Origin of the sequence: Corynebacterium sp. KPL2895 (genome assembly GCF_040225815.1) — a bacterium.
Classification (GTDB): domain Bacteria; phylum Actinomycetota; class Actinomycetes; order Mycobacteriales; family Mycobacteriaceae; genus Corynebacterium; species Corynebacterium rhinophilum.
In genome coordinates, this window is record NZ_JBEHFY010000001.1 from 113,447 (window position 1) to 139,145 (window position 25,699).

Annotated in this window: 23 protein-coding genes, 1 tRNA gene and 5 pseudogenes; 17 read left to right on the top strand and 12 right to left on the bottom strand. The window is 55.3% G+C overall.

Features of this window, described 5'->3' with window-relative positions; genetic code table 11:
• Complete coding sequence (locus ABRP95_RS00520; RefSeq protein ID WP_034654051.1) at positions 1-270, bottom strand: ACT domain-containing protein; 270 nt, start codon at positions 268-270, stop codon at positions 1-3.
• Positions 271-386: 116 nt separating this feature from the next.
• Between ABRP95_RS00520 and ABRP95_RS00525 the strand changes: the two genes are divergently transcribed.
• The 5 genes from ABRP95_RS00525 to ABRP95_RS00545 all read left to right on the top strand — a co-directional run bounded on the left by ABRP95_RS00525 (position 387) and on the right by ABRP95_RS00545 (position 4,755).
• Positions 387-1,055 (top strand): NAD(P)H-binding protein, encoded by a 669-nt coding sequence (locus ABRP95_RS00525; protein ID WP_284852059.1) that lies wholly within the window; start codon positions 387-389, stop codon positions 1,053-1,055.
• Positions 1,056-1,073: 18 nt separating this feature from the next.
• Positions 1,074-2,051, top strand: coding sequence for a nucleoside hydrolase (locus ABRP95_RS00530; protein ID WP_284769786.1), 978 nt, complete (start codon positions 1,074-1,076; stop codon positions 2,049-2,051).
• A gap of 120 nt (positions 2,052-2,171) precedes the next feature.
• A complete protein-coding gene (locus ABRP95_RS00535; protein ID WP_005283022.1) occupies positions 2,172-2,918 on the top strand; it encodes an ECF transporter S component in 747 nt (248 codons plus the stop codon).
• Complete coding sequence (locus ABRP95_RS00540) at positions 2,918-3,610, top strand: energy-coupling factor transporter transmembrane component T family protein (protein WP_284769787.1); 693 nt, start codon at positions 2,918-2,920, stop codon at positions 3,608-3,610. Before ABRP95_RS00535 ends, ABRP95_RS00540 begins: the two co-directional genes overlap by 1 nt.
• A complete protein-coding gene (locus ABRP95_RS00545) occupies positions 3,601-4,755 on the top strand; it encodes an ATP-binding cassette domain-containing protein (RefSeq protein ID WP_284769788.1) in 1,155 nt (384 codons plus the stop codon). The genes ABRP95_RS00540 and ABRP95_RS00545 overlap by 10 nt, the downstream gene beginning before the upstream one ends.
• A gap of 208 nt (positions 4,756-4,963) precedes the next feature.
• On the opposite strand, the pseudogene ABRP95_RS00550 reads toward ABRP95_RS00545, so the two are convergent.
• Both ABRP95_RS00550 and ABRP95_RS00555 read right to left on the bottom strand, forming a co-directional pair.
• A pseudogene (locus ABRP95_RS00550) lies at positions 4,964-5,113 on the bottom strand (IS110 family transposase); the annotation flags it as partial.
• Between the two features lie 680 nt (positions 5,114-5,793).
• Complete coding sequence (locus ABRP95_RS00555; protein ID WP_284769789.1) at positions 5,794-6,306, bottom strand: hypothetical protein; 513 nt, start codon at positions 6,304-6,306, stop codon at positions 5,794-5,796.
• A 172-nt stretch (positions 6,307-6,478) separates the two neighbouring features.
• Between ABRP95_RS00555 and ABRP95_RS00560 the strand changes: the two genes are divergently transcribed.
• On the top strand, positions 6,479-6,655 hold the full coding sequence (locus tag ABRP95_RS00560) for a transposase (protein WP_349838766.1): 177 nt from the start codon (positions 6,479-6,481) through the stop codon (positions 6,653-6,655).
• A 796-nt stretch (positions 6,656-7,451) separates the two neighbouring features.
• Positions 7,452-8,128 (top strand): annotated as a pseudogene (locus tag ABRP95_RS00565) (IS3 family transposase); the annotation flags it as partial.
• A 90-nt stretch (positions 8,129-8,218) separates the two neighbouring features.
• Here ABRP95_RS00565 and ABRP95_RS00570 read toward each other — a convergent pair.
• Positions 8,219-8,392, bottom strand: a pseudogene (locus tag ABRP95_RS00570) (helix-turn-helix domain-containing protein); the annotation flags it as partial.
• Between the two features lie 323 nt (positions 8,393-8,715).
• Between ABRP95_RS00570 and ABRP95_RS00575 the strand changes: the two are divergent.
• Both ABRP95_RS00575 and ABRP95_RS00580 read left to right on the top strand, forming a co-directional pair.
• The gene (locus tag ABRP95_RS00575) at positions 8,716-9,375 is read left to right on the top strand and encodes a hypothetical protein (RefSeq protein WP_284769791.1); all 660 of its coding nucleotides are present in this window, start codon (positions 8,716-8,718) and stop codon (positions 9,373-9,375) included.
• 302 nt (positions 9,376-9,677) lie between these two features.
• Positions 9,678-10,409, top strand: coding sequence for a chymotrypsin family serine protease (locus ABRP95_RS00580; protein WP_349838768.1), 732 nt, complete (start codon positions 9,678-9,680; stop codon positions 10,407-10,409).
• Positions 10,410-10,565: 156 nt separating this feature from the next.
• Here the strand turns inward: ABRP95_RS00580 and ABRP95_RS00585 are convergent.
• Positions 10,566-11,791, bottom strand: a pseudogene (locus ABRP95_RS00585) (IS3 family transposase).
• Positions 11,792-11,843: 52 nt separating this feature from the next.
• Between ABRP95_RS00585 and ABRP95_RS00590 the strand changes: the two are divergent.
• Positions 11,844-12,042: pseudogene (locus tag ABRP95_RS00590) on the top strand (hypothetical protein).
• A gap of 264 nt (positions 12,043-12,306) precedes the next feature.
• On the opposite strand, the gene ABRP95_RS00595 reads toward ABRP95_RS00590, so the two are convergent.
• Positions 12,307-12,471 carry a hypothetical protein gene (locus ABRP95_RS00595; RefSeq protein WP_284850554.1) on the bottom strand — a complete coding sequence of 55 codons (165 nt, stop codon included), beginning with the start codon at positions 12,469-12,471 and terminating at the stop codon, positions 12,307-12,309.
• Here ABRP95_RS00595 and ABRP95_RS00600 point away from each other — a divergent pair.
• From ABRP95_RS00600 to ABRP95_RS00610, 3 genes are all read left to right on the top strand, one after another.
• Entirely contained in the window at positions 12,424-12,585 is a 162-nt protein-coding gene (locus ABRP95_RS00600; protein ID WP_284796170.1) for a hypothetical protein, read from the top strand. The two genes, ABRP95_RS00595 and ABRP95_RS00600, sit on opposite strands and share 48 nt — an antisense overlap.
• 70 nt (positions 12,586-12,655) lie before the next feature.
• Entirely contained in the window at positions 12,656-12,901 is a 246-nt protein-coding gene (locus tag ABRP95_RS00605) for a hypothetical protein (protein WP_349838795.1), read from the top strand.
• A gap of 47 nt (positions 12,902-12,948) precedes the next feature.
• Positions 12,949-13,131 carry an integrase core domain-containing protein gene (locus ABRP95_RS00610; RefSeq protein ID WP_349838796.1) on the top strand — a complete coding sequence of 61 codons (183 nt, stop codon included), beginning with the start codon at positions 12,949-12,951 and terminating at the stop codon, positions 13,129-13,131.
• A gap of 116 nt (positions 13,132-13,247) precedes the next feature.
• Here ABRP95_RS00610 and ABRP95_RS00615 read toward each other — a convergent pair whose 3' ends face one another.
• On the bottom strand, positions 13,248-13,823 hold the full coding sequence (locus tag ABRP95_RS00615; RefSeq protein WP_284770642.1) for a TetR/AcrR family transcriptional regulator: 576 nt from the start codon (positions 13,821-13,823) through the stop codon (positions 13,248-13,250).
• A gap of 194 nt (positions 13,824-14,017) precedes the next feature.
• The gene (can, locus tag ABRP95_RS00620; protein WP_349838769.1) at positions 14,018-16,834 is read right to left on the bottom strand and encodes an aconitate hydratase; all 2,817 of its coding nucleotides are present in this window, start codon (positions 16,832-16,834) and stop codon (positions 14,018-14,020) included.
• 374 nt (positions 16,835-17,208) lie between these two features.
• Here can and ABRP95_RS00625 point away from each other — a divergent pair, with 374 nt between their 5' ends.
• From ABRP95_RS00625 to ABRP95_RS00635, 3 genes are all read left to right on the top strand, one after another.
• Positions 17,209-17,682 (top strand): Rv1476 family membrane protein, encoded by a 474-nt coding sequence (locus tag ABRP95_RS00625; RefSeq protein ID WP_349838770.1) that lies wholly within the window; start codon positions 17,209-17,211, stop codon positions 17,680-17,682.
• 1,692 nt (positions 17,683-19,374) lie between these two features.
• On the top strand, positions 19,375-20,757 hold the full coding sequence (locus tag ABRP95_RS00630; protein ID WP_349838771.1) for an NlpC/P60 family protein: 1,383 nt from the start codon (positions 19,375-19,377) through the stop codon (positions 20,755-20,757).
• 32 nt (positions 20,758-20,789) lie between these two features.
• Positions 20,790-21,863 (top strand): ferrochelatase, encoded by a 1,074-nt coding sequence (locus tag ABRP95_RS00635; RefSeq protein ID WP_284770646.1) that lies wholly within the window; start codon positions 20,790-20,792, stop codon positions 21,861-21,863.
• Between the two features lie 22 nt (positions 21,864-21,885).
• Here ABRP95_RS00635 and ABRP95_RS00640 read toward each other — a convergent pair whose 3' ends face one another.
• On the bottom strand, positions 21,886-22,659 hold the full coding sequence (locus ABRP95_RS00640) for an Rv1486c family protein (protein WP_284782757.1): 774 nt from the start codon (positions 22,657-22,659) through the stop codon (positions 21,886-21,888).
• Between the two features lie 33 nt (positions 22,660-22,692).
• On the opposite strand from ABRP95_RS00640, the gene ABRP95_RS00645 reads away from it, so the two are divergent.
• A complete protein-coding gene (locus ABRP95_RS00645; RefSeq protein WP_284770648.1) occupies positions 22,693-23,532 on the top strand; it encodes a DUF3097 domain-containing protein in 840 nt (279 codons plus the stop codon).
• Positions 23,533-23,558: 26 nt separating this feature from the next.
• Here ABRP95_RS00645 and ABRP95_RS00650 read toward each other — a convergent pair whose 3' ends face one another.
• The 3 genes from ABRP95_RS00650 to ABRP95_RS00660 form a co-directional block, all read right to left on the bottom strand.
• On the bottom strand, positions 23,559-24,131 hold the full coding sequence (locus ABRP95_RS00650) for a hypothetical protein (protein WP_023022380.1): 573 nt from the start codon (positions 24,129-24,131) through the stop codon (positions 23,559-23,561).
• A 29-nt stretch (positions 24,132-24,160) separates the two neighbouring features.
• Positions 24,161-24,901 (bottom strand): TVP38/TMEM64 family protein, encoded by a 741-nt coding sequence (locus tag ABRP95_RS00655; RefSeq protein WP_349838772.1) that lies wholly within the window; start codon positions 24,899-24,901, stop codon positions 24,161-24,163.
• A 573-nt stretch (positions 24,902-25,474) separates the two neighbouring features.
• Positions 25,475-25,560, bottom strand: a tRNA-Leu gene (locus tag ABRP95_RS00660).
• Positions 25,561-25,699 lie beyond the last annotated feature (139 nt).

The following is a 25,699-nucleotide window of genomic DNA, read 5'->3' on the forward strand; positions in this document are numbered from 1 at the left end:
TTAAATCTCGTTCATGGCGGTAAAGAGGTCTTCGGACTGAATGCGGATGGATTGCTGCTTTTCCTCCGCAACCGGGCGCATCCGCTCCTTGATGGTTTGGATGGATACGGCATCCGCATCGAATTCAACGCGGAGGATCATGGTGAAATAGTCACCCATAATGGTCTGCGAGACATCAATGACGTTGATGTCCAGATCAGCAAGAGTCGTGGTCACTGCGGCAATGATTCCGGTGCTATCGGCACCTGTAACGGTCATAATGGCATACATAGTCAGTATTCTATCTGGTTCGGTGGGCAATGCTTACACCGCGGTCGCGGCATGAAGTGACTTCGCTGCGGAAGTGTCGCTGCAGCATAAAAAATGCGCTGTTACGATGGGGCGCTATGACTGATACTAAGAAGAAGATTTTGTACATCGGAGGACACGGCAAGGTAGGACTGCTGGCGGCTCCAAAATTAGCGGCTGCCGGCCATGAGGTTCACTCGCTTATCCGTAACCCAGACCAAAAGGCCGATATCGAGCAGGCCAACGCTACGCCGGTTATTGCAGATATCACCGAGCAATCCGTTGATCAGTGGGCGGAGCTATTCGCAGATTATGACGCAGTTGTATGGGGTGCCGGAAACGGCGGCCGTGGCGGCGCCGAGCTGACGTGGGCGGTTGACCGCGACGGCGCCTTGGCGGCCATCGAGGCTCTGGAAAAGCTGGGCAAGGATGTCCCGCAATTCGTCATGATTTCTTATGTCGGCTCTCAGGTTGCGACGACCGATCCAGCCGATGAAAAGTGGTACGCCTACGTGGAATCCAAGAAGGAAGTAGACAACCGCTTGGCAGATAGCTCCATTCCGTACATCATCCTGAAGCCCGCTGGCCTGACGGAAGAGCCTGCGCAGGGACTGGAGTTCGCCGAGGACAAGATGCTGCAAGAAGGTCAGACCTCGTCTCGTGACCTAGTGGCAGACGTCATCGTAGAGGTACTGGGCCGCGAAGAGCTTCCAACGTCTCCAGTCGTATTCGTTGACGGCGACAAGCCAGTAAGCTCCATTAAGTAATAGTCAGCCAAACTATCTATGAGTGTTTCGCGCCCAGCTGTATTGCTCGACTGCGATCCAGGGATTGATGACTGCCTCGCCCTAATGTACTTAGCGGGGCTGCATCACGCAGGCGAGATCGAGTTGGTGGGCGTGAGTACCACTGCTGGTAACGTCGCGGTCCAGCAGACAGCCGCCAATGCACGGTGGATTTTGGATCTTTGTGGATTACCGGAGGTCCCCGTCGCCCCAGGGCGGCCGGCTCCGCTCGAAGTAGAGCTGACCACGACACCTGAAACCCACGGTGCGTCCGGCTTGGGTTATCTTTCCGCGCCCGATCACGATTTCGGCGATATGCAGTGGCAGGAGTTGTGGTCGAGCGCCATTGCCCGCAACTCGGGGCTACACCTCATCGTCACCGGCCCGGTAACTAACTTGGCAGACTTCGAGCGGGAGCATGGCGATGCCGTCGCGCAGTGCGGCTCGATTACCATCATGGGCGGTGCCGTTAATTACCGCGGCAATACGACGCCGACCGCGGAATGGAATTTCTGGGTAGATCCGCACGCAGCAGCTAGCCATTTCGCGGCCTCAGCGGCACCACCCAGCACTCTCTGCTCGCTCGAGGTCACCGAGCAATTTCTCATCACCCCAGATCGGTTAGCAGAAATTCAAGGTTTCCTTGGTGAACACCCAATGGCCGAGAAGCTGCCGGAAATACTGCGGTTCTACTTCGAGTTCCATCAAGCGCAAGAAGAAGGCTATCAAGCCCAGATCCATGACCTTCTGACCTGCATCATCGCCCTAAAGAAGGTACCGTTCGAGGCAGTAGAAACGACTATTGACGTGGAAGCGGACTCTGCGCTGATGCGCGGGACCAGCGTCGCGGACCTCCGCAATCACTGGGATCGGCCGACCAATGCCTCTCTGGTGACCAGTGCAGACATTCCAGCTGCCCACCACGAGTTCGACAGGGCGTTGCGCGCATTGCGCGCGCGTGTTGCTCTAGGCGAATAAATCTTTTACCCTAATCCGCAGCGCATACGCCACATTTTCCTACGCTGAGGTGACATAGGCTGGGACTAAAAGCAGTGTGCCCCAATCTCTTTTGCACATTGATGGATTAGGAATACCTCTATGCCTCAGCTTTCTCTTACCCCTGCCCGCCGGGGGATGGTCATCGCGGGTGCTGCGCTCGTCGTCGCCACGTGGATCTACTTGGTGCTTTTCCGCCCGACCGATTGGGAGTCCGTGGCGGGCTCTGCCGAAGCCTTGATCACCTTGGCCGGCTACCTCATTGGCGCAGCCCTGCTGCTTGCCGGCACCGTACCGTCCCTCCCAGCCCGTACCATCGCCATTATTCCCATCGCGTTGGTTCTTAATATCGTGGTGGGCCAAATCATCGGTTCGAGCGGCATTCCGCTGTATATCGACTCCGTGGGAACCATCTTGGTAGCCGCCCTCGCAGGCCCCATCGCCGGGCTCGCTACCGGTACGCTGTCATCAGTGGTCTGGGGCCTGCTTAACCCGATGGCGCTCCCCTTCGCCGCCGTTTCCGCGGCTACCGGCTTCCTTTCTGGCTGGGCCATTCAAAAGGGTGCGTTCACCAAGATCTGGAAGGTCATCGTCAGTGGTGCCATTATCGGCATCATCTGCGGTATGCTCGCCGCTCCTGTTGCCGCCTTCGTCTATGGTGGTACGGCTGGTGTCGGTACCGGCGCGCTCACGTCCCTCTTCCGCGAACTGGGCAACTCCTTGATTGCATCCGTGACGATGCAGTCTCTCATCTCTGACCCACTGGATAAGGCCGTCGTCTTCCTTATCGTGTGGGCTGCCGTGAAATCCTTGCCCAAGCGCACCCGGGAATCCTTGCAGCCTCGCTAATGTATCGCCTTCACCCGTCGACGGTCCTCACCATTGCTGCGTGCGGTTGGCTACTCATCCTCGCTCTCAATAGCCCACTAACATCTGCACTGGTCGCAGGCGCAATGCTTGCCTATGGCGTGTGGGCCACGAGGTCCATCGCGATCGTCTTGGCCTCTGGTGCGCTCTGTGTTCCGGTGGCCTTATCGATGTTAGTGATCCACGCCCCTTATGGCGATAACCAACTGATTCCGCTGGTCACAACCGATGGCCTGCTTGTTGCCGCCACGCTAGCCCTGCGCTTTTTCGCGTTAATGGTGTGCTTTATCGTGGCGATGTCCGTGCTGCGAATTTCCGATATTGCGAAATGGCTCCAGGTCTCGCGCGCAGGACACAAAATTGCCTACATCGTTGGTGCTTCATTGCAGTCCTTACCGCAGGGTGCGCAGGCATGGCGGACCGTCCGCGATGCCAACCAGCTGGCGGGAATCAAAGTGACGTGGCGCAATACTATTTCGCGGATCGTCATCCCAGTGATTTCGCGCCTTTTGATCCAAGGCACCGAGCGTGGCCACGCCCTTGCCGCCGTGGGCTTTGATGAAGAGGGGACTAGGACCCTTTTGCGGCCGGTGCCGGATTCAGCAGTGTCCCGCGTGCTGCGGTATATCGTTCCCCTTGGAACAATAGGAGTCATGGTCTTTGTATGGATATAGATGATATTCAGCCAGGTATAGGCAGCGTCATCCAAGTATTTGTGCCTTCGGATGCCATCGCCGAAAACGTGGCGCAAGAGTTGGGCGAAAAATTTTCTACGTCTGCCATCATCGGTACTGACCCTTCCGCGCAGATGAGCTACCTGCGCGATACCTGCATCGAAGAGGTGGTCCTTGGTTTAGAAAACCAGGGTGAGGACCCAGCCCACATGCAGGTGCGGGGAGAGGAAATGCTCGCGGCGGTGGGGCTTAGCGATTACGCGGAGAAGAACCCCACCCAGCTTTCTGGTGGTCAGACGCGGAGGCTCGCCGCTGCATGCGTAGCGATCCGCGAGCCCGAGGTGCTCATTATTTGTGAGCCGAGCGCGGGGCTTGACCCCACATCGTTGGCGATGATGGTGCAGCTATTGCATTCGCTGCGCAATACCTGCGTTCTTGCCGTGTCATCCATGCACTGGCCCGAATTGGGTGGGGAAGTCGTAGGGGAGATCCCACAACCAGCCCCAGTAAGCGTAGACGTGATTTCTTCTTATGGATTCCGGGGATCTCTTGGTCCTCTTACTGCGCGCCGCGGGCAAGAAAAGAAGCGGTGGTGGCAATCGGCGAAGCCTTCCGGCAATACCTTTAGCGTCGGACCGGTAACCATACCCATTCGCGGCGGAGGCGTGACCTGGTTGCGCGGGGCAAACGGTACTGGAAAAACGTCTCTCCTGCGCGCCGCCGCCGGCCTTGATGGTGCACAGCGCCCAGCTGAGCCCCGGGGATTGGTCCTCCAATCTCCTTATGACCAGGTAATATATTCCACCTTGGGTGACTTTGTTTCCGATAGCGCGTTACGGGAGCTACTAGAGCTTGATGCGGCTGAGCACCCATTAGATCTATCCGCTTCCCGGCTCAGGCTGGCCCAAACGGCACATGTGGTGGGGATGGGCCACGGAATCTTGCTCATGGATGAGCCCGATAGCCTGCTTTCGCTAACGGACCGAGCACTGATGCATCAACTAATTCACAACGCGCTGGAATTAGGAGCGGCAATAGTGCTTACATGCCACGATCCAGGGTTCGTCGAAGAGATCGCGCAGTATGTCAGTATTCAGGAAGTGGAGCTTTCCAATACCGGCGGCTTGGCAGAGGGCGCCGACTAACCCAGTCTGCGTTCAGCTGGCGCCTTCGCCTCCCAGAGAGAAAAGCGGAGTGACGAAGGCGGGGGTGTTCCTATATAGTTTGTCAATCTCGCGGGTGAGGTTGATTGGTGCGGATCCTCAACTCGGGATTTTTAGGTGTGTTGTTTTGCGCGCGACTGGTAGCCGACTGGGATTTTTCCGAGTCGGCTTGTTTCGCTGTTAGGGGATAGGCTGCTGCGGCTTCCTTTGCTGGAGCGGGGTCGCGGTAATACTCGTGGTTACGCATCATGGCGTAGAGGACGTTGATTCGTCTGCGGGCGAGTGCTACGACCGCGGCGTTGTGACGCTTGCCTTCCTTGCGCTTTCGTTCATAGAATTGCGGTCCTTACCCCCGACGTGTCCACTTTCCAGGGGGCAGGCCCTATAGACCACCTGGGAGAATAGATACACCCGCAGTTAAAACCCTGTGGATAATCAACTGGTGTGTGATAAATATGCGCAGAGTGCTTCCGGATAAAAAGAAAGCGCCCGCAGGGCGCTGCTTCTCTGTGATTGGGTTAGTCGGGCTCGGGGTGAGGTGGTTTCTGCTGAACTGATGGGGCGGTTCTGGTGACGGTCACTCCGCCTGTGTCGGCTGTAATGCCGGCGTTGGGCCACGCGGTAATGGTCTCAAAAACGGCTTTCTTTACTTCATTACAGAAGCTTCTTCGTGCGTACCAGAGAGCCTCCTGCCGCCGCAACAGCTAGCGTAGCTATTAGCGCGGGAAAATACACATCCTGTGTGAGTAAAAAATCATGTACAAAGATTGCGATACTAAAACAGAGTCCAATCCACATTGTGAATAAACCAAACCGGCGTATTCCCCGTTGCTGAGCTTTTCGATCTAATCTTTGTCTCTCTGGAAGGAGACCAAGCAGCAAGGCACCAATGACTGCGAATCCAATACTCAAAGGTAGTTGGTGGAAAAACGCGAAAACACATGTTAGTGCTGACACTATTATGCCGAGTTCTATTCGAGTGACGTGCATGATCTCTTTTCCAAAATTAAGCACTTGATTTTAGCACTGGCTGCTCACAAGAGCGAAGAAAGCATCGACTCCATAAGCCCAAATAGCGGCGGCTAGTGCTGCCCCTGCAGGCCCCTCGGCTGCGATTATTCCCGCTGCTGCTGTCCAACCGACATGATGAATTACTCCTACTGCCCAAAGTAGCATCGCACAAGGCACCGAGGACCAATTAAAATATGGAGTAACAACCGGTTTTCCTTGTACCGAATTTCCTCGCATATTTGGAATCTTAAATGTTTGTTCATCGTTGTTTTCATCGATTACGGTCGCTGTGCTTGTAGCTTTATCAACCGTGACCTGATATTGATGATCTGGGGTCGATATTTGGAATTGACTTCCGGAAAGCCTTTGAATCTTAGTACCTTCGGAAAATAAAGTATCTTCAGAATTTTTGGGCACAGATTGATGCTTTGACTGAGCTGTCATAGGAGCCGGTGCCGCGTGAGCCTCTACGCCAGTAAAACTAAGGAGTGTGGCAACCAAAAACGCCACGGGTTTTCTCATTGTTTTCCTTTCTAAAGATGGCGTCCACAAACAATTTTAATGTTAGATCTAGTTAGGCAAAATAAGAAGAGAGCAAACTTATAATGTGATAATAAACTAAATTCAGAATTTTGAGGTTACCACTCGTTTAGTGGACACCCGATTAGTGCGGATTTTGTGTCCGTAAGAGAGGATGTTCATTGTCAGTCAACAACGCCAGAAATACACGCCGGAGTACCGGCGTGAAGCCGCAAACCTAGTAATCGAGTCAGAACGCCCAATTGCTCATGTAGCGAAAGAAATTGGTGTCGCACCTGGCCTTTTAGGTCGGTGGGTGAAAAATGAGCGTCAACGCCTAAGGATCCTCTGATGGGCTAAGCGAGGCTGATCTTCGTGCTGAGAATGCTCGTCTGCGTCGTGAGCTGGCAGAAGCCAAGATGGATAACGAGTTTTTGCCTTAAAGCGACAGCTTTCTTCGCTTTAAGGCAACGCGAACAGAAAAGTTCGAATTAATGCAGCCAGAGCAAGGCTAACTACAGCATCAAGCGCATGGCACGCCTTTTGAAGGTGTCTCGGTCTGGATACTACAAATGGGCCCATATGCAGCAGCAACGCCTATCCGGTAAAGATGATCGGACATCTTTTTACGATGATGTTGATCGCAAGATTCATCAGATCTGGAAAGACTCCGACGAGTGTCAGATGCGAGTTTTTGGTACCGGTGTTCTGGGGACTCGGTACTGCCGTGTTCTGGGTAGTTGGTACCGGGGCGGGACGACGGAGTCGGCTCGGCTGATTGCTTTATTCGTCCGGTTCCATTGGGGAGGTGGCTTTGCGCATGTCAAAGTCTCCTATGCGGATTCGGAGGCCGCTATTAAGGCAGTTTACGAGTGAGGGTCTGACCCCGGAAAGTGGACACGTCGGGGGTTAGACCCCACCCCAATGTATGTGTGATCTGCGTATAGCTAGCACCGCCAAGGCACATCGCAAGGATCTGTTTGAAGTTAGCCACAACAATGAGCTTCTTCCAAGTAGAAGCTGCTGCGACACCAACGAATCGTGGTGTCGCCAACATCAACTATGAAAGAAAAACCCTTGCAGTACCAGGTAAGCGTAACCCTGGTACCAACTACGCGGACTCACGGTACCAACTACCCCAAATCCACAACGAGGTCTATGGTACCCCGCGAATCACCGCAAACTCGCCGAGCGCTACCAGATCACCTTGAATCGCAAGACTGTGGCCAAGCGGATGCACCTGATGGGCATTGAAGGGATGTCACCGCGTGCCTTCGTCCCAGCGACAACGATCCAAGCCAAGCGTAAATCTGCTCTTTCTGACCTGGTCAAGCGCATGTTTGATACTGGTGAGCTCAATCGAGTATGGATGTCGGACATTACCTACCTGCGAACCGGCGAGGGCTGGTTGTATTTGTGCGTGGTCCGCGATGGTCATTCCCGCAGGGTGCTGGGCTGGGCTATGGATAGCGTGCAAGACACACGTTTGGTCGAACGAGCACTGCGGATGGCGCATACGCTGCGTGGTGACGTTCCTGACGGGCTGGTGTTTCACGCCGACCGGGGAACACAATTTACCAGCGAGCAGCTCTGGGAGGTGTGCCGCAACCTAGGTGTTGCTCAGTCTGTGGGGCGTACTGGGGTGTGTTTCGATAATGCGATGGCTGAGTCGTTCTGGTCGACACTTAAGACCGAGTTCTACGACCGGAAGCGCTGGCCAACCCGCGATGCTGCGCGTCAGGCCGTTGCCTACTGGATTGAAGCCGTCTACAACCGTCGGCGCCGGCACTCCGCACTCGGGATGGTCAGCCCCGTCGATTTCGAGAACCACACCAGCCTAACCACCAGCAGAAAAGAAATAGCTGCCTAACCACTAGGTAGCTCTACTACGTGTCCACGATTTGCGGACAACCCCATGCGGGGCACGAGAGCGTGGCGCGATGGCGTTGGCGCCACCAGCATCAAAGACGTTGAGGATCTGATAGACGCGCTGGCGTGAGCTACCAAAACGCTGAGCCACTCTAGAGGGGCGGCGACCTTGTTTGCGGACTGCGTTGACGATGGCCATGTTGCGGTTCGGGCTATTCATAGTGTCAAACATGTCGCGACTGATGAGTAAAACATCACTCAACACGGCCAGGTAGCCTAAGCGTCAACTATGTCGCGACTGACCTGTCAACCATCACGACCACTTACCCAGGAACAGACTGTCAAATAAGTTATGAATTCAGACAGCTGTTGCCTACGAGATTAAGCCGTAATAATATATATTTTTGAGCGTTCTGACAATGATTTTGGGAAAAGATATACGTTCGTTTACGTTTTCCCTCTTTCGCTTTCAAATTTGTCTACTGCATGCGATCTTAGAGGTGTCCGGATTTTCATCCATCTCCTCTCGAAAGGTTTAAGAGTATGTATCGTCCCAAGAAATCTGCGCTTTTAGCGATGCTGATTACCGCAGCAACAGTTTTTGTTCCGGCTAATGCTGGTGCCGAGACTGTGACTGGCCCCGATGCATCGTCTCAGAATAATGAGTCTCCGTCTTCTGTGTCCTCAGTATTGCTCGAAAATGCAGATTCCTATGTTTCCCTACGAGGAGATCAATTCTCGGTTGATAGCGAGGCGGAAAGCGCTTTCTCCCAAAAAGATCTGCAGGAAATTGAAAATGAGGTAAAGGCTCAGAACGAAAAAATCAATGAGGCCAAGGCTGATAGCAACCTCGAGATGAAGGTAGCGGGAGACTCGGTAACGTTCTGGGAAAAGGGACCGAAGATCTCGAGCTCTGATAACGATGACATTGATCCATACTTTCAAGAAGGCCGGAATGGAATTGAATTCCATGGCACTACTGTAAGGCTGCTGATGTCCAAAACGACGATCAACCGTATGGGTAACGGTATTGCAATCGGTGGAATTTGGGTTCCCGAACCAGTAGTTTCCAAAATCCTAGCTACTGCAGGGGTTCTTGGTGGCGTTGCACCTGGTGGTATCTATGCCGACTTTGGTATTGCTTCGATTGTGACTGGCGCTATTATGCAGACTGCAATTCCACAACGGGTTGGTTTCCAATAAATTATCCCTGAACTAAGCACTAAGGGATTGGCGGTAGCGTGATTGGAATGTTGCCATACGGATGTCGCTGTATTGTTTAGATAATACTCAAAGAGAATCTTCCGGCTAGGAAGATTCAAGATGGTTGGGAGAGGAAATTATGTGGAAAAAGCTGTTGGCCACTGTGGGTGTTCTTCTGATGGCGCTTTCCGTTTACGCTAAGTGGCCGTATGTCGTGACGATTGCTCTAGCAATTTTGGTCATTCTCCTCATATTTGTCCCCTATGGGAAGAAATAAAACCTGAGAAGAGGTAGGACTTTAGATGCACCTACCTCTTCTTTATTTTTATGAATTATTAATTATGAAAAACGAAATCACTCCAATAATGAGCCGTGTAGTCCTCTTCTCTTTGGCTAGTGTATTGACAGCAGCCCCGGCTTCATCAGCATCTATTGCGCAGCAGCAGAATTCTGATCCTCTTTCATACATAGAAAGTGGTGACGAGATACAGGTGGGCCCTCCTCAAGGGGCGGTGACATGTTCTGTAACTATCATTTCCCAACGACGGGCCTTAACTGCAGGTCACTGCGGCGAAAAAGCGGATGAGGTATATTCAAAAGGTAGGCGCATTGGAAGTGTTGGCGAAAATTACTTGTTGAGTAGCCAAGGATCGGATGTTTCAGAAATACTTCTTGATTCCCCTACCAATTACGCTCTCCGAGTCGATAAAGTCAGTGATAAAGAAGTCGAAATCCCTTCCACTATTTTTACCAAAACGTTTCTTGGAGGGAGAATTCAGGGGACTATCGACGACAAGAACCTATATTGTGAGGGTGGTTCCCTAGCGGGGAGGAATTTCCAGGCGCGCACTCTTAAAGCTCAAATAGCTTCAATACCTGGGGATTCGGGTGCTCCTGTCTATAATTCTGCGGGGGAATTGGTAGCCCTTATTGAAGGTGGTAATGGTAAAGGTGATACTACTATTACGCCAATTTCCTTTCTAGAGAAAAGCGTTGAAGACTATCCGACTAATGATTGTAAAACAAATAAATAAACTGTATCTATTTATTTTCTGGTCAAGTCCGATGGAGTGGTGTATCTGTCCTTTCTGAATCGGTGGTTCGGGGACAGTGTCAGGGTCGGTGTTGGGGTCCGGCTCGGGGTTGATGTTGGTTCAATTTGAAGCGTCCTGGGTTTGGTTCCGCTTCTTTTACGGCCCTGTGTTGATGGGCTGGGTGAGATAGTACTCGGTTTCTACTTCCAGTGGGGCGGCGTAGTCCAACGCCTCGTGAAGACGTTTGGTGTTCCACCAGTGTGTCCACCGCAGGGTTGCTAGCTCGACTTCTCCCACTGACGTCCACGGGCCTTGAAAATGGATAAGTTCAGCCTTGTAGAGACCGTTGACCGTCTCCGCGAGCGCGTTGTCATAGGAATCTCCGACTGTGCCAACACTCGGCCGGATCTCGGCTTCGGCCAAAGCAGTGGAGTACTTCAGTGACACTCACTGACTTCCCCGATCACTGTGGTGCACTAGCTGGTCTCCATGGATTCGACCGGCAGTCGTTAATGCATATTCCAGTGCCTCCCATCGGCAGCGCATCGGTGCGCATCGTAGAGCGGGTGGCAACACCGACTATTTTGCTGCTGCAGACGTCAATGACAAATGCGGTGTACGCAAATCCTGACAGGGTGCGAACATAGGTAATGTCGGCGACCCAAAGTCGCCCAGGTGCTGCTGCCCGGAAGTTTCGCTGCACAAGATCCGGACGATGATCCGGAACTTTAGGGCTGATCGTGGTGACCGGGGTTCGTCCACGTCGTCGACCGGACACACCTGCAAGTTTCATCAGGCGTGCGGTCTTGTCGCGGCCTATATGAAAGCCTTCACGGTTCATGGCGTGCCACATCGTGCGAATACCGTAGACCGAGAAATTTTCCGCATGGACGCGCTGTATCTCTGGGATGATAAGGCTATCGCTTAAGGCCCTGGCGCTTGGGGCGCGGGTGGTGGCTTTACGGTAGCCGCGGGAGATGATGAATCCACGATCTGCTTGTTTCAGAACACGGCAGATGGACCCGGACCCCAAATTGCTCCTTGTACTCGTCGATATAGGAGATCATCTGGTCTTAGGGTCGGTCGAGTTCCGCCGCGAAAAAAGCCGAAGCAGTCTTAACAATCCCGTTTGCTCGTTTCAGCTCGCGGTTTTCTCGGCGCAGACGCTTGAGCTCTTCTTCCATGGTTTCGCCATCTGTTGGTGCCGTCTGCTCATGGGCGAGGCTGTCGCGGTACCAGGCGCGTAACGTGTAGTGGGACACGCCAAGGAGCTCTCCGACTTCCTCGTACGCGCGTTGCCGTGAGCAGGACTCCAGACGGACCATCTCTAGGACTTGATGAACCGCCTTCTCCTTGAATTCGGCGGAATACTTTCTGGGCATAGTGCCAATCCTTCCTTAGCAGAGGTAGGAACTAAACCCAGGATGCTTCAAAGTGTCCCAGGTTTTGTTCCGTTTGAGTAGATGGGAAAATCTGGAACATGCCAAGAAAATTTGACCAGGATGCAAAGGACCGTGTGGTCCGTCTCGTGGAAGACCGCATCTTGGCGGAAAATATGTCGATGCAAGCCGCATGCCAGGCAGTAGCTCCAAAGTTGGGGGTTTCATGGCACACGGCTCGTCAATGGACTTAAGCCTGCCCGCCGCGTGGGAAACACCCCAGAACCTGTGCCTGAAGATTTGGCCGCCGAAAACGCGTGGCTACGCCGCGAAAATCAAGAGCTTCGAGATACCAACGAGTTGCTGAAGGCCGCGTCAGCTTTTTTCGCCTCACGACCAGGCCCCAAGCCCCGGTTATGATCCGGTTCATCGATAAATACCGGGATTGTTTCTCTGTCGAGTTCATCTGCACTGGCGTTGAAAAATAACCGGGCTGGTGGGTTCATCACCGCGCGTGGTTATCGCCAGTCCAAAGCCCGAGGGCTTAAGCGCTCGTCGCCTTCGTGACGGTTGTGCTGATTGAACGCATTGGTGCCATTCATCGGGATAATGACGGTGTCTACGGTGTGCGGAAGATGTGGCATGCGCTTGACCGTGACGGAATAGATATCGGCCGTGAGCAAACCACCCGGCTGATGCGCCTGGCTGGTGTTTCTGGCACAGGCAAAGGCAGATCACCAATCACAACGCGCACACCTCAACGTGTCGGATCTGCGCCCAGACTTGGTCGAGCGTGAATTCAAAGCCCAAGGCCCGAACAAGCTGTGGGTGGCCGACATTACCTACGCGCGCACGAAGAAAGGCTTTGTGTACACCGCATTTGTCACTGACGTTTACTCCCGGCGGATCGTCGGATGGGCATTATCGGACTCGATGCGCACTTCAGGCATTACCGCTGCAAGCACTCAACCAAGCGATTGTGAGCGCGAGGGAAACAACAGGCCTTATTCACCATTCGGATCACGGCTTATAGTACGTCAGCATTGTCTACAACGAGCGCCTTTCCCAACACGGGATCACTGCTTCTACTGGGACAGTTGGCGACTCCTATGACAATGCTCTAGCTGAAAACGTTAACGGCTCCTACAAGAGGCGAGCTGATCCATACTCGCAGGTGGAATGACGTTATCGAGGTAGAAATCGCCACATTTGAGTGGGTGTCATGGTGGAACGAGGTAAGGCTCCACCAAAGCCTGGGATACCGAACCCCAGCCGAGGTGGAAACCGAATTGTGGAAAAAGAACCCGCAACAGGGAATAATAGAAATCAAGGCAAATGCCTAGGAACAAAACTCGGGGCACTTCAGAACGCAGACAAACATAACCTGCCCCTGCACAGGGGCAGAGCTACGAATCCTGGGTGACCTCAAGCGGTACTGCTAACAACGTAATGGGCTCATTTAGCGCTGTGGCGAGCTAGAACTCCGGATCGATTGCTCCACCAGATCGAGGACACGCTCCAGGCCATCCGTATCCCCTAAGGCGAGCCTATTAATAAACCCATCCATGAAGGTTTCCAAATAGCTCACCAGGGTATCTATATCCACGTCATCTCGCAGCCGGCCTTGCTCTGCGTTGGATGCAAGTCGGGCGCGGATAGCCTCGTCACGAATGGACTGGTGTTCTTTCCACCGCGCGGCAAACGAGGGGTCAGTGCGCAATAGAGAAGTGATCTCTAGACGCGTGGCAAGCCAATCGTGGCGTTCTGGGTGACGCAACATTTCACGCATGACCTCGACGAGGCCATTATTAGCCACTACTTCTGCCTGGCGTGCGGCATCTTCGCGTGCTAGGGAAAGAAATAGAGATTCCTTGTCCCCAAAGTGGTGAAAAATGGCGCCGCGTGATTTCCCGGTGGCTTGTTCTAAGAGGCGGACAGTCGCGCCCTCATAGCCATGTTCGGCAAAGCACCGGCGAGCCCCAACGAGAATTTCGTGCCGCCGCCGATTTAACTCAGATTCACTCACGATTGGCATAGTGAGGTCGTCTCCTTTTAGGAATGATTAATACTTCAAGTTAAGTATGTTCTGAAACGAACATAGAACGACAATAAAGAAACGCGGGGCCGCAGAGCCCTCTACGGGAGAGAGCGGTGCGACCCCGCGTCTTCAAGCTCAGCGACGAGCACTAAGCCCAAAAAGCTTAGTACTTTTCCGTCGCATTAAGTGGCTTAGTTCTTCACCATCTGGCGCAGCACGTACTGCAGGATACCGCCGTGGCGGAAGTACTCTGCCTCACCCGGGGTGTCGATACATACGTTAGCGTCGAACTCGACGGCGTCGTCAGAGTCCTGCTTGGTAGCGGTGACGTGAACGGTCTTCGGGATGGAACCGTCGTTGAACTCGGTGATGCCTTCGATGTCGAAGGTCTCCGTACCGTCCAGACCCAGGGACTCGTGAGACTCGCCATCAGGGAACTGCAGCGGGATAACGCCCATACCGATGAGGTTCGAGCGGTGGATGCGCTCGAAGGACTCGGTGATAACTGCCTTTACACCCAGAAGGTTGGTGCCCTTTGCAGCCCAGTCACGGGAAGAACCGGTGCCGTATTCCTTACCAGCGATAACGACCAGTGGGATGCCGGCTTCCTTGTAGTTCTCGCATGCATCGTAGATGTATGCCTGCGGTGCACCCTCTTGGGTGAAGTCGCGGGTGTATCCACCGGTCTCGTCCACCAGCTGGTTGGCCAGGCGGATGTTAGCGAAGGTACCGCGCATCATGACCTCGTGGTTACCGCGGCGGGAACCCAAGGAGTTGTAGTCAGAGCGGGAAACGCCGTTCTCATCCAAGTACTGCGCGGCCGGGGTGCCCGGCTTGATGGCAGAAGCAGGGGAGATGTGGTCGGTGGTGACGGAATCGCCAAGCTTCGCAAGAACGCGAGCGCCCTTGATGTCCTCAACTGGGTCCGGCTCGGTCGGCATGCCCTCGAAGTATGGAGCCTTGCGGATGTAGGTGGAGTCCTCATCCCACTCGAAGGTCTCGCCCTCTGGGACATCCAGGTTGCGCCATGCGTCGTCGCCCTTGAAGACGTCGGCGTAGTCAGCCTCGTACATCTCGCGAGAGATAGCGGACTGGATGGTGTCCTCAATCTCCTGCGGGGTAGGCCAGATGTCCTTCAAGAAGACATCGTTGCCGTCTTCGTCCTGGCCCAGCGGCTGGTTGTCGAAGTCGAAGTCCATGGTGCCGGCAATAGCGTAGGCGATGACCATGATTGGGGATGCCAAGTAGTTCATCTTGACGTCCGGGGAGATACGACCCTCGAAGTTGCGGTTACCGGACAGAACTGCGGTAGCTGCCAAGTCGTTCTCATTGATGGCTGCAGAGACTTCCTCTGGCAGTGGGCCGGAGTTACCAATACAGGTGGTGCAGCCGAAGCCGGACAGGTAGAAGCCCATAGCCTCGAGGTCCTTCCAGAGATCTGCGCGCTGGAAGTAGCCATCGACAACCTGGGAACCAGGTGCACAAATGGTCTTAACCCATGGCTTGGAGCGCAGGCCCTTTTCGGCGGCCTTACGTGCAATCAAACCTGCACCCACCATGACGGATGGGTTGGAGGTGTTGGTGCAGGAGGTGATGGAGGCAATTGCCACCATGCCGTGGTCAAGGGTGTACTCACCGCCGTTATCAGGTTCAACGGTGATTGGGTTGGAGTGGCGTCCCTTAGCACCAGCGGCGGCGGATTCGCCGTGGCCCTCGCGAGACTTGTTCAAACCACCGGTGACGTCCTCTTCGCCAGGCGCGCCGCCCTCAGCGGACATGCGCTTTGCCTCAACGGAGGAGTCATCCACGCATACCTCGTCGGTGGTGTAGTTGGACAGGGCCTTACGGAACTGTTCCTTGGCCTCCGAAAGGAGGATACGGTCCTGCGGGCGCTTCGGACCAGCGATGGATGGCTCAACGGTGGATAGGTCGAGTTCGATGTACTCGGAGTACTCCGGCTCCGGAGTGTCCTCTGCCAGCCACATGCCCTGGGCCTTGGCGTACTGCTCGACGCGGTCGATCTGCTCCTGCGGGCGACCGGTGAGCTCGAGGTACTTGGTGGTCTCTTCGTCGATGGGGAAGATGGCCGCGGTGGAACCGAACTCTGGCGACATGTTGCCGATGGTAGCGCGGTTAGCCAGCGGGACGGACTTGACGCCGTTGCCGTAGAACTCTACGAACTTCTGGACAACGCCGTGTTCACGCAGCATCTCCGTAATGGTCAAGACGACGTCAGTTGCGGTAACGCCGGTCGGGATTTCGCCGGTGAGCTTGAATCCGACGACCTTTGGGATGAGCATCGATACCGGCTGGCCAAGCATGGCAGCCTCTGCCTCGATGCCGCCAACGCCCCAGCCCAGGATGCCCAGGCCGTTTTCCATGGTGGTGTGGGAGTCGGTACCGATACAGGTATCCGGGTATGCAAGACCCTCGTTGTCAAAGACAACGCGAGACAGGTACTCGATGTTGACCTGGTGGACAATACCGGTTCCCGGAGGAACAACGCGGAAGTTGGAGAAGTTCTCAGCACCCCAACGCAGGAACTGGTAGCGCTCTTCATTGCGCTGGTACTCGATTTCAACGTTCTTCTCAAGAGCGTCGGTGGAACCAAAGGCCTCAACGATGACGGAGTGGTCAATAACCATCTCGGCCGGGTTCAGCGGGTTAACCTGGTCTGGCGTACCGCCAAGAGCGGACACGGCTTCACGCATGGTTGCGAGGTCGACGACACAGGGAACACCGGTGAAGTCCTGCATGAGGACGCGGGCTGGGGTGAACTGGATTTCAGTATCCGGCTCAGACTTTGGATCCCAATTGGCGAGGGCCTTGATGTGGTCCTCGTTTACATTCTTGCCGTCCTCATTGCGCAGCAGGTTTTCTGCCAGCACCTTGAGGGAGTACGGCAACTTCTCCATGCCAGGAACCGTGTTGATGTCAAAGTAGTCGTAAGACTTGCCGTTGACATCAAGGGTCTTCTTGGCATCGAAGGAGTTCAAGCTTTCAGTCACAGGGAGCTCCATTCCTTGTTAATAAACAGTCTGTTCTGTTTTGTACTCGCCGCCTGCTGGAGATGCGGGATAAGCAAAAGGTGCGCGACCACATAGTGGTCGAGACGAAGCCATGGGGCCCGCAGTGCCAAAGACGGCAAAGAACGCGATGGTTCACCTATTTATTGTAGAGGTAAAAACCTTCCGTTGCTCCAATTGTAACGGGACAAGCGTTCTGTTTAAAGCTTTTTGCCGTACTCGGCGCGTTTACTGTGTAGGCGGCGGCGGTAACCTTTATCTTTAATGAAGAAAGACCAAGGAATATGCGCAAGGCATAACCCCCGATCTCGGGTGCACGAGCCCCGGCAATAATTAAGAAGAGGGAAGAGGATTGAATGGTTCCGGGTGAAGTGGACGTCCCGCAGTTGGCTCAGCAGCTCAAGCAGGACGGCGTAGCTTATTCTGCACCCTCGCTGGAATCGGATGCTCAGCTAAATGCACACGTCGCCGAGCAACTGCGTGAGGGCGACGGGATTGCCGTGGTCGATGTTTCTGTTTTCAAGGCCGCCGACGCGCGCGACATTGCACAAGAGCTTTATGATGCTACCAATCTGCACACCGTCATCGTGCAGACCCCGCGCCATGTCTCCTCGGTTAGCGAGAACTATAGCCGTGCGGATATTGAATCTTCCCAAGCGCAATTAAGGCCAGGACTGAACCAAGTCGATCTTGTGCAGCAGTACTATGCAGGGCTTGGGCAAAGCAGCTTTCCGATGGTCGCCGTCGTCGCCGTCGTCGCCATACTCGCCCTCCTTTTCGGCGGCTTAAGTTATTGGCGTGCCTCCCATCATCGCGAAATTCGGGGATAAGTAGCGGCCATTAAGGGGGCGCGATCTGGAGAGAGCGGACGCATCAAGGCGTCCAAGCGTATCCAACTTCTAACTATGTTTGTTCGAAAAATAGAAGAAAATTTTCCGTCTTCCGCGCTCGGCGCGCCCCAAAACCATCCGCCGAAGCGAGCTAAATTTTACGGCTGCAAGAGCGTCGTGGCGCACCGCACCGAAGGAACTCGCGGTGCCTACCCTGAGATTTATGGAAAATGATGTTCAGGCATTGGCGTAATCCATCGGTCCTTTATGGGCGGCCCTTGGGCGACTCCGGATCGTTGCGAATGAAGAAAACTCCCATTGCCTAAAAGTGTCAGGGGAGCGGGGGAGGGGCAAAAGTAAAGGCTTAGTGGTTGATTTTCACTGGGGGAGTGGTTCTACTGCGGTGAAATGGCCCCGATTTGGTTGCGACTCATGACGCACGGCCCTCGGAATATAAAAACCAAAGTGGCGAACATCACAATAACGGGATGGTAACAAAATTATTGCAGGTTAGGTACGAATGTTGCGTCATGTGGTTTAACTTGACTCCACGTAATTAAGTGGAATGTGTGCGAAAAGGGCGTGTCGTGACGTATGGTTCGAGTGTCGACTCAAGAGACGTGAATATCTTCTTGAGTTCATGGGCTTAGCCTTGACGGTCAATTGAAGATTCGCACGGGTATGTGGGGAAGCACGCCTCGCGGGAATCGAGGAATTGGCGGTTCTTGGAAGTCAATGAACCACGAGGGAACTCTCGAACGGGAGAGTAGAAAAACTTTTCACTTGAGCGACGACAATGTTCGAAAAATAAACATCAACCCACCTTCCTTAAAAGTGGTGAGACGAGTTCGCTAGAGCTCCATCGTGTGGGTATGCGGGTGTGGTTCTTTGTCGAGCCCTTCGATAGTGGATTCCCGGTCAATCGGAATCCAGATACGAGGTTCGCTGAGAAGCGCAGTCGGGTACGTGCAGAATGAGAGAATGAGGGAACCGGAATCACACTAGGGCCAGCATCGTGTGGCCTGTTCATGGTTTGTGGCCACTTGCCCTCGCACGAATGGGTACACGCATAAAGCTGTACCTCCACTGCGCCGCGGCGAGTCGTGCCAAGGATCATAGGGCAGTTCTCACTGTGCGCAGCGCAGCGTGCGAAAGGGTCTGGACTCTGCCAGCTACCTAAATTCACTGCACGTCACAAGGGGAGCTCGATGACGATGCGCCAATCTGAGATTGGCACTGCGATGGGAGAGTTGTAAATGCTCCCAGTAGCGTTAGAGCGCTCACGTTCACAATGAACCGCGTAGGACACGTGGAGAAAATGCACCATCCATGTCGCTGGTATGGGGAAATAGTAGCGATTGTTGGGCAGCGTGACGTGAGGCTACTGAGCTCAAGCATCAGTACATAGAGCTTTAACTAAAGTGCGCACTCCCTTAGTGAAGTCTCCAGAGTTTTCGGGCTCATGTGCCATGTACATCCTGGGGCCGCGGGCTGCCAGGGCGATAACGCATACCCATAAGCCCATAAGCCTTTGGGTGTGAGCTATCGGATTCGGAATATCGCAAAGAAGACTCTGGGCTTGCTGCTGTGCGAAATGCGCAAGCTTCAGTGTCTCGGGCATTCCTATGCCCAAGTGCGGCACATTGCGTCCCATTCTTTAAAAGGGAGGTGGTCCAAACAAGGAGAATTCCAGTGGCCACCATTCGTCTACCGCGCATCCGACATGTTCGCGCAACTATCGCTGCAGTCATAGGTGTCGCAGCGCTATCGCCCCTGACGTCCATCGCTCCTGCCGGAGCAGATGAGCGCCCCGATCCCGCCCAGGCCGGTGCGGTTGAAGAAGTTCCAAGCACCGATGCAGATGACTCCATTGCCCGCGCTGTATCCAACGTTGATGCTCAGCAGCGGGACGTAGATCAGCTGCGCCAGCTGCTCGACCAGGCGGAGGAGCAAGCGGCGGCCGCGACGGAGCGCATCGCCCAGCTTTCGGCCGATCCTGCGGTTGCGGACGACGCGGCAGAGCTTGACCAAGCTTATGCTGAAAAGCGTGCAGCCGAATCGGCAATGGTCGAGCACCGCCGCAACTTAGCCCAGCGGGAGGCTCAAATGAATGCCACCCGCAACTTCGCTGAGGCCTCTTTTGCCCACCAGCAGCAGGCGGTGGAAGTGACCCAGCAGGGCGACCTTCCAAAGGTGCAAAATCAAGATAAAAACCTTGACTTTAGGGTAGGTGCGGATGCGCTTTCCGGCAATCCCGTCAAGCCGCAAGGCTTGAATAAAGACGAGGCTCAAAACTTTACCGACGAGATTGTTCCGGATGAAACTGCGCTTCCTGAGGTGACGCACGATGACGCCGTCGTAGAGGGGCAGGCGGACGCGGCCACCCCGAAGGCGGAGTTCGGCACCGCACTTAATCAAGGAGCCACGCCGTCTTTTAACACGGTGGACTATGGTACCGGTTCCTCGGCATCGGATGTTATGGACATCGCAGGCGATCTCGCCGCAGCCGTTGATCAAGACGATATGCGGGCACTGATGGACGGATCTGCAGACCTGTTGGGCATTGGCAGCCCGAATACGGCGCCATCGGCAAGCACTGATCCTTCCGCCACCGGTCAAGGGCCTGGAGCGCCATCTAACCCTGCTCCGGGCAATAGCAGCCAGATTGAGGCGGTGATCGCTCGCGCAGAATCTGTCATCGGAACCCCATACGTGTGGGGCGGTGGCGACAACAATGGCCCAACTGGCGGCCTCCGGGACGGCGGCATCGCCGATAGCTTTGGTGACTACGGACGGAGCGGTTTTGATTGTTCTGGATTGACTAAGTACGCGTTCGCCGCGGCCGGTTTGGACCTTCCGCACTACTCCGGTGCGCAGTACCAAATGGGCAATAAGGTCTCGCGCGACAACTTGCAGCGCGGCGACCTCATCTTCTACGGCGTCGGCGGCAGCCAGCACGTTGCGATCTACTTGGGCAATGACAAAATGATTGAGGCCCCGCAGTCTGGCCAGAATGTACAGGTCTCCCCTGTGCGCTGGGCTGGTGCGACCCCGGAGGTCGTGCGCCTTCTCTAATTCTCAGCCTTGTGGTTGCTACTATTTAGGGCATGACTGACGCACAGCATCCTGCCCAAAATTTCGACGCCCTCCTCGTTCTTTCTTTCGGTGGCCCGGAAGGAAATGAGGAGGTCGTTCCGTTTTTAGAGAACGTGACGCGGGGCCGCGGAATTCCGCGCGAGCGCTTAGAAGTAGTGGGCGAGCATTATTACCACTTTGACGGGGTAAGCCCGATCAACGGCCTGAACCGGGAGATTATCAGTAACGTCGAAGGCGAGCTGAAAAAACGCGGACATAATCTGCCGGTTTATTTTGGCAATCGGAACTGGCACCCCTTTGCCACAGCTACCGCAGAGAAGATGGCGGAAGAAGGGATTCGCAGGGTGGCCGTCTTCGCCACCTCCGCTTGGGGTGGCTACTCGGCGTGCCGGCAATACGATGAAGACATTGCTGCGATGCGGCAACACCTTGCGGATAATGGTCTGCCAGAAATCGAGTTCACCAAGATTCGACAATTTTATGATCATCCCAAGTTCATCGCGGAGATGGCCGATGCCGTCGCCGAGGCCTGGCGGCGTATACCCGTCGAGAAAACGGGCAGCGCGCGCATGCTGTTTACGGCCCACTCGGTGCCGAATGCACACGATAATGTCGGTGGTGCAGACGGGGACAAGAACCTTTATTCCCGGCAAGTAGCCGAAGCCTCCCGCTTAGTGGCCGAGCGCGTCGGAATTTCGGATTACGACTTGGTGTGGCAATCGCGCTCCGGTAACCCGAAGACGCCGTGGCTGGAGCCGGACATCGTTGACCACACCACCGCACTTCATGAAAAAGACGGGGTAGGCGCCGTAGTGGTGTGCCCCATCGGTTTTATCTCCGATCACATGGAGGTCATCTGGGACTTGGACTCTGAACTGCAAGCTGCCGCCGATGAGATGGGAGTACAGGTCGAGCGCGCCCGTACCGCTGGCCCCTCCCAGCGGTTTGCGGACATGGTCGTGGATCTGGTGGAAGAACTCGAACAGGGGAAACCGTGGGAGACCAGCGGGAATGTCACCGTACAAGGGTGTACCACCAACGGCGCGCCCTGCGCTGCAGGCTGCTGCGATATTCGCGCCCACTAAAAGTACTCTGGGCGGGCCTGTTCTAGCGAGCGAATTCCGCTGCTGAATAAGCCACTGCCGTCATCCGCGCTTGCCGGATATGGCGCCATAAGCGGAGGAGCTGCGGATCGAGGCTGTGATCGTTGATCCTATCCGTGACGGTTTCGATGATCGCGGCAACGCGGTCCGCGCGAGCAAAGAGTTTCGCAGCCCGGGGCGGGGTGGCCGGTGGCAGGCCGGGAGTGTCATAAAAATCGCTCAGGGTCCCCACCGTGAGCCGGGGATTAGTCAGCGCGGTGGACTGGTAGCCGGTGACCGTAATGAGATCGGCGGATTCATCCGTCGCCTTAGTTAACAAGGCATCCGCTTCGCCGGGGCTCAGCCATGCCGGTGAAGGTAGCGGCTGATCCTCACGAATCACCTGCCATGCCGTGTGAGCTCGATGGGGATGGGGGACAAGGACGAGCGAAACTTCCGGATCGTTGGTGCGCACAACGATGGCGCCCGCTGAACTTTGCGCGGCCGCACGGGCAGATTCTGATCCTGCGGGAAGCGCCGGCGCTTCACCCGGACCAGATAAAATAAGCCGGAGAAGAGGCTCCCCGCCCGCGCCTGGCTGAGAAGTGAGCTCCTTCGTTTCGGCGCGCAGCAAGGCGAGCAAATCGATGAAGGGAGATTCATCCAAGCAGTCGGGGCGCCCGCCCAGCTCTGTCAGGGCATCGAGCAGCTCATCTGTTGTCTCATGTCCCCACAACCACGCGGCTAGCCAGATGGCAGAGTTTTGGAGAGGGGACCAGACTTCGGCGCGCATATCCATGGCGAGCAAGTGTAGTAGATAGACTATCGGGCCATGAGTTTAGATCCATATGGCGGAGATATTTTTGCTGGGCACCGACGCAGCAAGCCCACCCAGTACCCAGAAGTGCCCGCAGAACCGGGCATGGTGGTAGAAGTGCGCGGTGATGACTTTGTGGGCGCCGTTTTAGGCGTGGATAAGACCGTCTTTGGTGAGGTCGTACGGCTAGAAGACCGCCACGGCGTCGAGCGAGTATTTAACCTCATTAAAGGCGGATTCTTGGTAGAAGGTCAGCCGGTGACGCTTACGAGGTACGTGCCCAAGCAAGCACCCCGCAAATCAAACTCGGGCTCTAGGCGGGTAGAAAACGTAGAGGCCAAGGTGGCAGCGCCATCACGCATTTGGGTCGAAGGCGTCCACGATGCCGCCATTGTGGAAAAGGTATGGGGGCACGATCTACGCGTAGAAGGCGTGGTCGTGGAATACCTGGAGGGCTTAGACAACCTCGAAGAAAGGCTCGCCGAATTTCAGCCTGGCCCCGGCCGCCGGGTCGGCGTGCTCGCGGACCACCTGGTCAAAGGGTCGAAAGAAACGCGAATGACCGAGTCTGTGGGGGAGCACGTTCTAGTCACCGGCCATCCCTTCGTGGATATTTGGGCGGCAGTAAAACCGCAACGGGTAGGCCTGCAAGCATGGCCGGAGGTACCGCGGGGTGAAGATTGGAAAACCGGAATCTGCCGCCGCGTGGGGTGGTCCGATCCCTCCGATGGGTGGCGCCACGTTTATAACGCGGTCCATTCCTTCAGGGACTTAGACTCGAGCCTGATTGGTGCGGTCGAGCGCCTGGTGGATTTTGTGACCACGCCTGAACTGCGCAAATCAGACCTTGTCTAAGCCCCAGTAAGCGACGCTTTCTCGGCCTAGGCTAGATTGGCGCGTTCAATGAGGTTGACCGCCAATTGCCACCCGGCCATCTCGGCGCTCCAGCCCGCGGCTTGCAGCCTTTGGGACATCGCCTGTTTGGAAATTCCCAATTCTTCTGCGGCCTCATTTTGATTGAGCCCCGCCCTTACAAGGGAGGTTGCCTCGCGGCCCTCGATGGTGCGCTTATTGAGCACGTATCCAATGAGCGCGAAGGCGGCGGCGATATCACTCGCCTCCGCAGAACGGCCGCGCTTATTGAGCTTGGTGTAGACCTGCCCCATGCGCGCGGAATTTTTGAGCGCCGCGGTAGCCACGTGGCGCGCGCTTTCTTCGTCTGCCTGGTTGCCAGGGCTGATGCCGATGCCGATGGCCCAGTCGCCATCGGCAAGCAAGGCCATGACGACCTCACACACTGCGGTGGCGGAGTCGACCACGGCGCAAATATCCTCGACGCCAAGGACGTGAAACTCGCCGACGCCCTCGAGGGTGGATAGCGCGGCGGCCGAGCGCTGTACGAGCTCAGCGCGGCGCACGGAACGCCCACGGTAGCGGGCATGGACAGCGAGCACGAGGATCCTCCTTTATTGCGAGCAGTTCGTTACAGTCTACCGCTTAACCTTGACTGGACGGGAGTTGGCAGGCGCGAATCGAGCACAAGCCCGCCGATACCGGCGAGGGCAAAGACGATAAAGGCAACGATGATCCCGGGACTGGCCGTGCCAGTAAGCGCATCGCCGAAAAAGACACCGATGACCGTGGTGGGAATCGAGCCGACCAACGTAGCGACCGTAAAGTGCGAAACGCTGATGGGGGTAAGCGCGGCGACGTAGTTGAGAAGGCTGAAGGGCACTCCCGCCATCATGCGCAGGGAAGCGATGGCCAGCCAACCGCGCCGCTCCAGGTGGGTATTGATGGTATAAACCGCGGGATGGGCAAGATGCGGCCTCATCCATTCTCCGAGCAGGCGGCGCACAATCAGCAACGATAATACGGCCGAGATGGTGAGCGCGAGCAGCGAGATAGCAAGGCCCTGCCAAGGACCGAAAAGGATACCCGCTGCAACCGTCCAGATGGTTCGGGGCAGGGGAAATTGCGTAAATATGACATAACCTAGCGTGAAGGCGACCGGAAACCACGCGCCAAGGCGGGCAGCGGCGGCCCGCATCTGGGAGAGGTCGGGAATGTCGAGCCAGATAAAAAGCGCTGCTCCAGCAAGTGCGAGCGCGATGATGAGTATCCAGCGTCGCGGTGACCACGCACGGATTGAGCCCCAAGCTGAGTGGGTGAGTTGAACGCAGAAGCTACCAAAGCTGCGTATCCAATCCCGGAAAGTGGTCATGCGTTTGTATCGTAGTCGGCTCGGCCGGGCTGATAGAAAAGAGCTGTACTTATAGAAAAATCTCGAGACATCATAGGAACGATGTCTCGAGACTTCACAGCGTGCCCGGAGGGGTGTCTGGTTCCATGACATCGTTCCGCATGTCTCATGAGATCGTTCCGGTTCGTCCTGCAAGAATGTCTCACCACATCGATCCGGCAGACAACCCGTGGATGAAAATGCCCCAACTGGGCAAAAAGGAATGTCTCGAGACATCGTTCCAACAAGGTCATAGTGCGTTAACGTCAAGCAGCTAGTTACACGTACCTTAAGCTCAGCTTCCACCGAAGATAGCAGGCACGCGAGAGGCTCAAAAGTGCCTCGTCGCAAAGTTTTGGCGCCCGCAGAACCTGCATCGAAGGCTTACATTCCGCACCGAACAGTACTTCGCCCGGGCAGATTCCATCGGGTGTCGACGATCCATGAATCGGGAAATTAAGCCACAAAGATCCTAAAGTTTTGAACATTTTTGGGCACCGCAAAAAAGAAAAATCTCGAGACACCATAGGAACGATGTCTCGAGACTTCACAGCGTGCCCGGAGGGGGACTTGAACCCCCACGTCCGTTAATAGGACACTAGCACCTCAAGCTAGCGCGTCTGCCATTCCGCCACCCGGGCAGGGTGTTTGCAACCTCTCGGTTGGGCACCTCGAAACTCTATCGTGTTCCGTCATCGGAATACAAATCGCCAGGTAAAGGTTAATAAAGCGGGTGATCTTAAGGTAGGGAAAAACACCTTTGTAACTCAAAAGGTTGCA